Here is an 11,000-nt window from a genome sequence, read left to right as displayed (position 1 = left end):
TCACAGTCTTGATAGCAACATATTGAAACATAATAAAAAAGAGATGAAAGCGCCGGTGAAGGGAGCCCTCTTCCCTTCACCGGCGGGCCCTTGGGGGGTTACCGGGTCTTGTCGATGCCCAGGTATTTGAGCATCAGTTTTTCATAGATGGGTTCGGTGTCGCCCACCTGCATCTTGTGCAGGAAATACTTCTCGAACGCTATCTTGGCCAGGTGGACCCACTTCCCTTTCTTGAACCAGGCGACGTTGCGCGGCGGGATCTGCGGCATGGCCACGAAGGCGGCCCCTGTGTCCCCCATGTCCGCCAGACAGATGGCATTCCACACCGCCCGGGTGACCGGGGGCTGGCCGTCCAGCTCTGCCTTGATGTTGTGGCTTAAGGTGCGCACCATGGCCTCGATCATGTAGCCGGTCTTGGGCACCCCGGTCGGTACCGGCGTCTTGTGCTGGGGCGGGATGGCGATGCAGACCCCGGCGGCGTAAATCTGCGGGAAGACAGGGTTGCGCTGGTGTTCGTCGACGATGACGAACCCGCGGGGATTGACCAGCCCCTCGAGGCCCCGCAGGGGGCTGATGCCGGCGAAGGCGGGCAGCATCATGGCATGCTTGTAGGGGAGGCTGTGGGTGCGCTTGACGTTGCCATCTTCATCCAGCTCCTCCACCGTCATCACCCCATCCCTGGCTGCCACGGTGCGGGCATTGCAGATCCATTGCATGTCGCGCATGCGCAGCTCGCTCTCCAGCATGCCCTTGGAATCCCCCACGCCGTTGAGGCCGAGGTGACCGATGTAGGGTTCGCTGGTGACGAAGGTCATGGGCACGTCCTTTCTCACCTTCTTGTCGCGCAGGTGACGATCGAGGATGAAGGCGTATTCGTAGGCCGGGCCGAAGCAGGAGGCGCCGGGCATGGCACCGACGATCACCGGACCCGGTTCGTCGAGCAGCCCGTTGACACTGTGCAGGCACTCCTCTGCGTGGGAGAGGGTGCAGACGCTGGCGGTGCCGCCCGCCGTCGGGCCCGCTCCCTGCACCTCTTCAAAGGCGAGTGCGGGGCCGGTGCAGAGCACCAGAAAGTCGTAGTGCAGGTGCTGGCCATCGGAGAGGCGGATCTGCTGTTCGAGGGGTTGCAACCCGGTCAGGGCGGCGTGGATGAAGCGGATCCCCTTCTTCTTCACATGAGGCTCTATGGGGAGGGAGATATCCTTGCGCTCTCGCCACCGGACCGCAATCCACGGGTTCGAAGGGTTGAATTCAAAGTCGGGTTTGTCGTTCACCAGGATGACGTCGTGCTGCTTGCCGAGTTCGGCCTTGAGCTCGTAGGCGGCCGACATGCCCCCCAACCCTGCCCCGATGATGATGATGGTTGCCATAATGAGCCTCCGCTCTATTACACGGCTCCTGTGAGCCAATATGTCCGCCTGCCTATTTGAGCCCCATTCGCCTGAGCACGGCGGCGGCGGGACAGACCCCGGTGAACGCGCTCTGGATCAGGTTGATCCCGACAAAGACGCTCAACCAGACAAAGCCCGGGTGGACCCAGGCCGTGAGCAGCAGCGACAGCAGCAACATGCCACCCGCGACCACTCTGACTCCGTTATCGACGATCATTTCTCGTCCCCTTTTGTTTAGTGATTGCTAATTTAGGGATGTTTTATACAATAGAACAAATATCAGCAATTGCTAATTTAATCTTATGAGCCACTTCGACGAGATGAACCGACATGCGACAGCCGCCGCCGGCCTGCTCAAGGCGCTGGCTCATCCCGAACGCCTGATGGTGCTCTGCCAGCTGGTGGAAGGGGAGAAGGGGGTCGGGGAGCTGCTGGCCCACAGCCAGCTCGGGCAGTCGGCCTTCTCCCAGCAACTGTCGGTATTGAAGCGCCAGGGCCTTGTCCGCTCGCGCAAAGTCTCCCAGCAGATCTACTACTCCCTGGTGAGCGAGGCGGCGGCCGATGTGCTGGCGGCGCTGCAAACCCATTTTTGTCACTCAGATGAGGAAATTCGATGATGGAAAGCCAATGGCTGCTCTCGTTGGGGGGCGGCATGCTGGCGGGGCTCTCGGCCCTGATCCTGATGTTGTTCAACGGCCGGGTGGCCGGGATCAGCGGCATTCTGGCCGGTGCAATGCAGTACAAGACGCCCTGGCGGGTGCTGTTTCTGCTGGGATTGGGACTGGGGGCCTGGCTGGCGCTGACCCTGGGTTGGGCCACCATGCCCGCCTTTGATGCCTTGCCCGGCTGGCCCGTGGTGCTGCTGGCCGGCCTGCTGGTGGGCATCGGCACCCGTCTTGGCAATGGCTGCACCAGCGGTCACGGCATCTGCGGCATGGGGCGGCTGTCGACGCGCTCCGTGGTGGCGACGCTCACCTTTATGGGGATGGGCGTGGCGACCGTGTTCTTTACTCACCACATGTTTTGACGGGTTGATTGCCATGAAATTGCTGACAAGTGTGTTTGCGGGTCTGTTGTTCGGGCTGGGAATGGCCCTCTCCGGGATGATGGATCCGGCGCGGGTCACCGGGTTTCTCGATCTGGCCGGTGCCTGGGATCCCAGCCTGGCCTTCGTGATGGGGGGGGCCCTGGCTGTCTTCATGCCGGGCTACTTCCTGCTGGTGAAGCCCCGTCGTCTGAGCCTGCTGGGGGAACCCATGGCCCGGGTTCCCGCTCCCGTGCTGGATCGCCGCCTGATTGGCGGGGCCGCACTGTTCGGGATCGGTTGGGGCCTGGTCGGCATCTGTCCAGGGCCTGCCTTGAGTCTCATTTCCAGCGGACAGCCCGTGATATTGTTGTTCATCGGGGCCATGGCGGCCGGGATCCTGCTGGTGGACAAGGTCTGGAACAGGGTGCTGGAGAAGGCTCGCCAGCACCGTATTGCCTGAGTTTTCAAGGTGCCCATGAGCCAGGGAAGGAGAATCATGATGAACACAATCCGGTTGCTGGTGACCACCCTGCTGGTCATGACATCCACCCTGGTGGCGGCCGAGGAGGCCAAGGGGCCGCTGACGCTGACCCCGCAGCGCGTCACCGACTGGCTCACCCTGAGCGGTACCGTGAGCGCCATTCATCAGGGGACGGTCGCGGCCCAGACCAGCGGCCGCGTCTCCCGCATGCTGGTGGATGTGAACGACGAGGTACAGGCCGGGCAGCCCCTGCTCGAGATAAGCGGCAAGGAGCAGTCTGCCGCCGTGACCGGCGCCGAGGCGCGGGTGGCCAGGGCCCAGGCCCAGCAGGTGGAGGCCGAGCGCCAGCTCACCCGTTATCAGGCCCTCATCGCCAAGGGGGTGATCACCCGGGCCCAGCTCGACAACGCCCAGGCAACGGATCGGGCCGCCCGCGCCGAGGTCAATGCCGCCGAGGCCGCCCTCATCCAGGCCCGGGAAGCCTACGGCTATACCCGTATCCTCGCCCCCTACGCCGGGGTGGTGACCAGGCGGCTGGTGGAGCTGGGGGAGACGGTGGCCCCCGGTACGCCGCTGCTCTCCGGTTTCTCCCTTGGCGAGCTGAGGGTGGAGCTGGAGCTGCCCCAGTCCGCACTGGCTCTCGCCGGCCAGCCGTCGGATGTGCAGGTGCTGCTGCCCGGTGGCAAGGCCGTGACTCCCGTCAAGCTGACCCGCTTCAACTACGCCGACAGCCAGAGCCACAGTTTCCGGCTGCGCCTCGATCTGCCGCCGAACACGGCAGGGGTGCTGCCCGGCATGTGGCTCAAGGTGCAGCTCAAACAGGGTGAGCGTCAGGTGTTGCAAGTGCCGGAGCCCGCCCTGCTGCGGCAGGGGGAGTTCAACGGCGTCTACCTCAAAGAAGGGGAGGGCTGGGCCCTGACCCCGGTGCGGGTCGGCCACTGCGAGGCTGGGCTGTGCGAGGTCCTGGCGGGTCTCAAGGGCGGTGACACCCTGGCCCCCGATGCCTGGACCCGTCAACAGGAGGTGTCCCATGAGTAGCGAGCTGAACGGCAACCATGGCCGCCTGGGGCTGGCGGGTCGGCTGGCGGCCCTGTTTCAGGGCTCGGCCATCACCCCGCTGCTGGCGCTGGTGGGGCTCTTGCTCGGCCTCTTTGCCGTGCTGGTGACCCCCAAGGAGGAGGAGCCCCAGATCGATGTCACCTTCGCCGACGTCTACATTCCCTTCCCGGGCGCCAGCCCGGCAGAGGTGGAATCCCTCGTTACCACCGCTGCCGAGCAGGTGGTCTCCCAGATAAAGGGGATAGATACCCTCTACTCCTTCTCCCAACCCGATGGTGCCCTGCTGGTGGTGGTGTTCAAGGTAGGCGTGAGCCGCGAGCAGGCCATCGTGGATCTCAACAACCAGCTCGACTCCCATCGAGACTGGCTGCCCCAGGGGCTGGGGGTGGGTCAGCCACTGGTAAAACCCCGGGGGATCGATGATGTGCCCATCGTCAGTCTGACCCTCTGGAGCAAGCAGCTGGGGGCCCCCGATCTGACCCGGGTCGCCCATGAGCTGGAGACCGAACTCAAGCGCATTCCCGGTACCCGCGATATCTACACGCTGGGCAGCCAGAGCGCCGTGCTGCGGGTGATGCCGGATCCGGCGGCCCTCAGCGCCCATGGCATCAGCTGGGGCGAACTGAACCAGCGTCTCTCTGCCGCCAACCGGGTGGGCAGCGAGCAGGCCGTGGTGCAGGATAACCGGGAAATCAAGGTGCAGGTGGGGCAGTTCCTGCAAAGCGAGCAGGAGGCCCGCGAGCTGGTGGTGGGGTTGCAGGGCGACAAGCCCGTCTATCTCGGTGAGGTGGCCCGGGTGGCGCTTGGGGAAGAGACCCCGGTCCAGCGCAGCTGGATGGGGCAGGGGCAAGCCAGCTACCCGGCGGTGACCCTGGCCATCGGCAAGCAGCCGGGGCAGAACGCGGTGGAGGTGGCCAAGCGGGTGGAGGCACGGGTCGAGAGCCTCAGGAACCGGCTCATCCCGGCTGGCGTCGAGGTGACGGTGACCCGTGACTACGGCGTCACCGCCGAGACCAAATCCAACACCCTCATCGGCAAGCTCATCTTTGCCACCACGGCGGTGGTATTGCTGGTGCTGGTGAGCATGGGGTGGCGCGAGGCGCTGGTGGTGGGGGTCGCCATCGTCATCACCCTGGCACTGACCCTCTTTGCCAGCTGGGCGTGGGGCTTTACCCTCAACCGGGTGTCCCTCTTTGCGCTGATCTTCTCCATCGGCATCCTAGTGGATGACGCCATCGTCGTGGTGGAGAACATCCACCGTCATCGCGGTTTGGGCAAGGGGTCCCTCAAGGATCTCATTCCGGGCGCGGTGGACGAGGTGGGGGGGCCGACCATACTGGCGACCCTGACCGTCATCGCGGCCCTGCTGCCCATGGCCTTCGTCAGCGGCCTGATGGGCCCCTACATGAGCCCCATCCCCATCAATGCCAGCATGGGGATGCTCATCTCCCTGCTGGTGGCCTTTATCTTCTCCCCCTGGCTGGCCAATCACCTGCTCAAGCGCGAGGGGCATGTCGCCCACGGGGACGCCAAGGCCGGGCTCTTTTACCGGCTGATGACCCCCTTTCTGATGGGGGCGGGTGCCAAAAGAGCGAGACACAAGCTCTGGCTGGCCATCCTGTTGCTGGTGGCGGGGGCGGCCGCCATGCCCGTGGGGCAGTGGGTGGTGCTCAAGATGCTCCCCTTTGACAACAAGTCGGAATTCCAGCTGGTGCTCGACATGCCGGAGGGGGCGACCCTGGAGCAGACCGAGCGCACCCTGCTGGCGGTGGGTCGGGAGCTCGCCAGGGTGCCCGAGGTGAAGGATTACCAGATCTACGCCGGCACCGCCGCCCCCATCAACTTCAACGGGCTGGTGCGCCACTACTTCATCCGCAGCGGCGCCAACGTGGGTGATATTCAGGTCAATCTGGTGGACAAGCATGAACGGGATCGCAGCAGTCACGAGATTGCCCGGTCGGTGCGTGCGCCCTTGCAGGCCATCGCCAGTGCGGCAGGGGGCAACCTCAAGGTGGTGGAGGTGCCCCCGGGACCGCCTGTCTGGTCGCCCATTGTCGCGGAAGTGTATGGCCCGACGCAGGCCGCCCGTGAAGCCGCTGCCCGCGCCGTAGAGGCCCGCTTTGTGGCCACGGCGGATCTGGTGGACGTGGACATCTATCTGACCGACCCTCAGCCCAAGTGGCGGCTGGTGGTGGATCGCGCCCAGGCGGCCCTGCTCGGGGTCGATCTCGGTGATCTGGTGGCGACCCTCAATGGCGGGGTGGGCTATCAGGATGCGAGCTGGCTGCAGGGGCAAGGCGCCAAGTATCCGGTGCCGATCCGCATCGAGCTCGCCCCCGGTGACAAGCGGGATCTGACCGGCATCCTGGCTCTCAAGGTGCGCAGCCAGAGCGGCCAGCTGGTGCGGGTCTCCGAGCTGGTGAGCCGTCGTGACGAGGTGGCCCCCAGCTACCTCATGCACAAGAACATGCAGCCCATGGTGATGGTGGTGGCTGACATGGGCGGCCATGCCGACAGCCCGCTCTACGGCATGTTTGCCGCCGGTGCCGACATCTCGCTGCCACAGTATTACGTACATCAGCCCGACAAGCTGGGGGAGGTGGCGCTGTTGTGGGACGGGGAGTGGAAGATAACCTACGAGACCTTCCGCGACATGGGGCTGGCCTATGGGGTGGGGATGATCCTCATCTACCTGCTGGTGGTGGCCCAGTTCCGCTCCTATCTGGTGCCGCTCATCATCATGGCCCCCATTCCGCTCACCCTCATCGGGGTGATGCCGGGTCACGCCCTGCTGGGGGCCCAGTTCACCGCCACCTCGATGATCGGGATGATCGCCCTGGCCGGGATCATCGTGCGCAACAGCATCCTGCTGGTGGATTTCATCGAGCAGCAGCGGGCGAGTGGCATGGCGTTCGAGCAGGCGGTGATCGAGGCGGCGCAGGTGCGAGCCAAACCCATCATGCTGACGGCGCAGGCGGCCATGATAGGGGCGCTTTTCATCCTGGATGACCCCATCTTCAATGGCCTCGCCATCAGCCTTATCTTCGGGATCCTGGTTTCCACCCTGCTCACCTTGGTGGTGATCCCGCTGCTCTACTACAGCCTGCTCGTTCGCCGAAGTCAGAGGTAAACACAGGGGGCACGTGCCCCCTGTTTTCGGGTATCACACCGCCTCGCGGGCATCGCAGGTTTTCATCAGGGGGAAATAACGGCGATCCGCCTGGCTCATGTGACCCACGACCAGCTCCTGAATGATGAAGTTGAGCAGGGCGTCGTTGCCAAGGGTGCCCGCCTGTGCGGCCGCCATCAGCTGACCGGCTTTTTTCAGCAGATGCTGGTGCTCCTGGCGATGGGCCGCCAGCTCCTCATAGCCATATTGCGCGAGGACCTGCTCTTCGAGGAGGAAGTGCTGGCGCGCCATCTCGAATATCTGCGCCATGTCTGCCAGCAAGGCATCGGGATGGATGCCGGGATCCTGCATGTGCTCGAGCAAGCGGTTGGCCAGCAGGTAGAGCTGGCGGTGGTCCGCATCGATGCGGGGGTGGCCGCATGCGTGGGCGGGCTGCCATTGCAGAGTGCCGGGGAGGGGATCCTGCCCGGTGGAAAACAGGCAGACCCTGCCCCGGCCATGGTGCTTGGCTTGATACATGGCATGATCGGCGTGGTGCATCAGGGTCTTGGGGTCGGCGCCGTGATCCGGATAGAGGGCGACCCCTATGCTGCCGGAGATGCGCAGCGCCTGCTGCTCAAGCTGGAAGGGGTGATGCAGGCAGTGGTGCAGCTTGTCGGCGACCGCGAGGGCCGAGGCATCCGTATCGGGCAGCATGATGACGAATTCGTCCCCCCCAAGGCGTGCCACCAGATCTTCTTCCCTGACGCACTCCCCCATGCGCTCGGCCACCAGCTTGAGCAGCAGGTCGCCGGTTTCGTGGCCGAAGGTGTCATTGATGGGCTTGAAGTGGTCGAGATCGATGAAGACCAGGGCCAGGGGCTGCTGGGGAGCCTGCTCCAGGGTCTCCTTGAGCCGCTGTTGCAGCAGGCGGCGGTTGGCCAGGCCGGTGAGGGGGTCATAGAAGGCGAGGCGGCGCATCATCTCCTCCCGGGCCGAACGTTCGGTGACATCCCGGGTCACCCCCAAAATGGCGTCCGGTCTTGTGCTGGCGCTGCCATGCAAGGTGGTGACCGTCTCGATGGCCACCAGATGACCCTGCTTGTGGCGCAGCTGGGAGTGGATGACGCACCGGGTCTGCCCATGATCCCCCCGTTGCCAGGCCTCGAGGGAGGCGGTGATGCCGTCGCGAAGCTGTTTCCAGGACTCATCGGGGAGCAGCTGGCGCAGGGAGAGGGCAAAGAGTTCGGCGGGCTCATAGCCGCTCAGGGACGCGATGGCGGGGCTGATGTAACGAAAACGCAGGCTGTCGGTGTCCATGGTCCAGATCACGTCGCCGCTGTTCTCCGCCACGAAACGGTAGTGCTGCTCGCGCTGGGCCAGTTCCCGGGTGAGCCGCTGTCGGTCACTGGCCTCTTCCCGCAGACGCAGATAGAGGTGCAGGAAGACGCCGAGCAGGGCCAGCAGGGAGAAAGAGATCAGCATGGCGATGGCCACGCTCCTGTCGAGCAGTTGGCGCTGCTGACGAAGGCTCGCCTGGGTACTGTTGTAGAGGAAGGGAGTGAGGTTGGGCACCGCCTTGATCATCCCGGCCTCCTGGTAGGTGCGGGCGATCTGCTGCCAGCGATCCTGCTGCATGTAGCCGGGCTCGATGATGTCGGGCTGCATCAGGGCCCGGGTTTCACGGGCCTCGAAGGCGAGCGCCTCACGCCCGGCCCCGCTGGGGTAGTGCTCCAGGATCAGGTTGATCATCTCCTCGGGATGATCCATGGCATAGCGCCACCCCTTGAGGCTGGCCTGCAAGAAGCGCTGGACCCGTTCCTGCTGGTTGAAGACCTCATTTTCCGAGGTGAAGAGGTTGTCTCCGTAGAAGTCGTACCCGATGTCGCGGGGACTGAACACCCGGTAGGGAATGCCCTGTTGCTGCAGGGTGAAGGGCTCGGTTGTGCTGTAGGCGCTGATGGCGTCCGCCTGGCCCCTCAGCAGTGCCTGTACCCCCCGCTCGTAGGGCAGGGTATCCCACTGCCGGCTGCGGGTGTAGCGATGCAGGTAGGTGAGCAGCTCGTTGGAGCCGGGTTCGAGCATCAGCCGCTTGTTGGCCAGATCGCCCGGGGTCTGGATATCCGGCCGCTCCAGGGTGATGAGCATCAGGGGGGAGTGCTGCAACATGGCGGCGAGCACCACCACAGGGCGACCTGCTGCCCGGGCCAGCAGCAGATCGCTGCCGCGGATGCCGAACTGGGCGCGACCCGTGGTGACTTCATTGATGACGTCGGTGCCCGGCCCCGCCTCCCGCAGGGTGACCTGCAGGCCGACCTCCTGGTAGAACCCCTTGGCGATGGCGGCGTAGTAACCGGCAAACTGGAACTGGTGCTGCCAGGGAAGTTGCAGGATGACGCGCTCATCCGCCCTGAGGGGAGCCGTGGTCAGGGTGGCAATCATCACCCAGAAAGGCAGAAGCCAGCGTACAGGCTGGCGAGATGCATCGGACTCCGTCATACCGCTGTTCTCTCGGGAGGTGCTCTTCTGGCTAGAGTCAAACAATTTCCTGCCATTCGCAAGGGGAGCAGGCCCCAATAAGATGGGGCGCGGGAGGCAGTAAAAGTCATTTTTGTGTCATTCATCACGTCAATGGGCGTCACGGCTCGTTTTGAAACCTTGTCAACCCGTCACCGGCCCGGTGACAAGGGCATAAGGTGTCATTCCAAGAGGGGTGGCTGCCGCCTCTCTTCTCGCCTGTTAATGATAAACTGCGTGTTTTCGGCGACTCCCGCTTGTCTTCTCCTGTCGTATCAGAAGTTGATGCTCTTGCCCCGATCGGGTGTCGACCTGTGGCGGTCGGGGGACGCCTTCCTCCGTTCAGGGTGGTATGGTAGTCATCCGTTTCCTGTTTTCCGAGAAGGTCCTGTCATGTCTTCCTTGCGCCTGCTGCTCTCCGACTCCCACGATCCCCTGTTCAACCTCGCGGTGGAGGAGTGCATCTTTCGCCAGATGGACCCGGCCCAGCGGGTGCTGTTCCTGTGGCGCAACGCTAATACCGTGGTGATAGGCCGGGCCCAGAACCCCTGGAAGGAGTGCAATACCCGCCGCATGGAAGAGGACGGGGTGACCCTGGCCCGGCGCAGCAGCGGGGGCGGCGCCGTGTTTCACGACCTTGGCAACAGCTGCTTCACCTTCATGGCGGGCAAGCCCGGCTATGACAAGAGCGTCTCCACCACCATCGTCATCGATGCCCTCGCCAGACTCGGCGTGAGCGCTTTTGCCTCCGGGCGAAACGACCTGCTGGTGGCGACCCCGGACGGGGATCGCAAGGTGTCGGGTTCGGCCTACCGGGAGACCCATGATCGCGGCTTTCACCACGGTACCCTGCTGCTGGATGCCGATCTCGGCCGCCTCGCCAACTACCTCAACCCGGATCCGAAGAAGCTCGCGGCCAAGGGCATCAGCTCGGTGAGAAGCCGGGTGGCGAACCTTGGCGAGCTGCTGCCTGGTCTGGATCATGAGCAGGTGGTGCAGGCTCTGTGCGACGCCTTCTTTGCCCATCACGGTGAGGTGGTGCAGCCCGAGCACATCTCCCCCGAGCGGATGCCGGACTTGCCTGGTTTCGCCGAGACCTTCGCCCGCCAGCGCAGCTGGGAGTGGAACTTCGGCCATGCCCCGGCGTTCAGCCATCAGCTGGACGAGCGTTTCGGCTGGGGCGGGGTGGAGCTGCATTTCGACGTGGAGAAGGGGGTGATAGGACGGGCACAGATCTTCAGTGACACCCTGGACCCTGCGCCCCTGGATGACCTGGCCGCACGCCTGCCCGGGGTGGCCTATCGTCCCGACGCCATCGACGCGTTGCTGCGTCAGTGGCGGGCGACGTTTTCGGCCAACTCCGAGCTGGAAGGATTCTCGGCATGGCTGCTGACCGCCCTGCGCTGACCTTGCCCA

The 11,000-nt window shown here is 64.3% G+C and carries 9 protein-coding genes; 6 read left to right on the top strand and 3 right to left on the bottom strand.

What is annotated here, in order from left to right; genetic code table 11:
* Positions 1-98 precede the first annotated feature (98 nt).
* The gene (locus tag AACR77_RS19535; protein WP_039039227.1) at positions 99-1,370 is read right to left on the bottom strand and encodes an NAD(P)/FAD-dependent oxidoreductase; all 1,272 of its coding nucleotides are present in this window, start codon (positions 1,368-1,370) and stop codon (positions 99-101) included.
* Between the two features lie 52 nt (positions 1,371-1,422).
* Complete coding sequence (locus AACR77_RS19530; protein ID WP_042881675.1) at positions 1,423-1,608, bottom strand: YgaP family membrane protein; 186 nt, start codon at positions 1,606-1,608, stop codon at positions 1,423-1,425.
* A gap of 85 nt (positions 1,609-1,693) precedes the next feature.
* Here AACR77_RS19530 and AACR77_RS19525 point away from each other — a divergent pair, with 85 nt between their 5' ends.
* The 5 genes from AACR77_RS19525 to AACR77_RS19505 are packed head-to-tail and all read left to right on the top strand — an operon-like array spanning position 1,694 to position 7,088.
* The gene (locus AACR77_RS19525) at positions 1,694-2,008 is read left to right on the top strand and encodes an ArsR/SmtB family transcription factor (RefSeq protein WP_041214807.1); all 315 of its coding nucleotides are present in this window, start codon (positions 1,694-1,696) and stop codon (positions 2,006-2,008) included.
* Positions 2,005-2,418: a YeeE/YedE family protein gene (locus AACR77_RS19520; RefSeq protein WP_042881673.1), complete on the top strand. Its 414-nt coding sequence runs from the start codon at positions 2,005-2,007 to the stop codon at positions 2,416-2,418. The genes AACR77_RS19525 and AACR77_RS19520 overlap by 4 nt, the downstream gene beginning before the upstream one ends.
* A gap of 13 nt (positions 2,419-2,431) precedes the next feature.
* A complete protein-coding gene (locus AACR77_RS19515) occupies positions 2,432-2,878 on the top strand; it encodes a YeeE/YedE family protein (protein WP_042881672.1) in 447 nt (148 codons plus the stop codon).
* A 39-nt stretch (positions 2,879-2,917) separates the two neighbouring features.
* Entirely contained in the window at positions 2,918-3,937 is a 1,020-nt protein-coding gene (locus AACR77_RS19510) for an efflux RND transporter periplasmic adaptor subunit (RefSeq protein ID WP_042881670.1), read from the top strand.
* Complete coding sequence (locus AACR77_RS19505; protein ID WP_042881668.1) at positions 3,930-7,088, top strand: efflux RND transporter permease subunit; 3,159 nt, start codon at positions 3,930-3,932, stop codon at positions 7,086-7,088. The genes AACR77_RS19510 and AACR77_RS19505 overlap by 8 nt, the downstream gene beginning before the upstream one ends.
* Before the next feature lie 33 nt (positions 7,089-7,121).
* Here the strand turns inward: AACR77_RS19505 and AACR77_RS19500 are convergent, their stop codons facing one another.
* Entirely contained in the window at positions 7,122-9,509 is a 2,388-nt protein-coding gene (locus tag AACR77_RS19500; RefSeq protein WP_231563220.1) for a diguanylate cyclase domain-containing protein, read from the bottom strand.
* Between the two features lie 468 nt (positions 9,510-9,977).
* On the opposite strand from AACR77_RS19500, the gene AACR77_RS19495 reads away from it, so the two are divergent.
* Positions 9,978-10,991 (top strand): lipoate--protein ligase, encoded by a 1,014-nt coding sequence (locus AACR77_RS19495; protein ID WP_042881665.1) that lies wholly within the window; start codon positions 9,978-9,980, stop codon positions 10,989-10,991.
* Positions 10,992-11,000 lie beyond the last annotated feature (9 nt).

The sequence above is a fragment of the Aeromonas sp. ZOR0002 genome, from assembly GCF_963866995.1.
GTDB lineage: Bacteria > Pseudomonadota > Gammaproteobacteria > Enterobacterales > Aeromonadaceae > Aeromonas > Aeromonas caviae.
The sequence above is the reverse complement of the archived record's forward strand: the minus strand, read 5'-3'. Positions and strand labels throughout refer to the sequence as shown.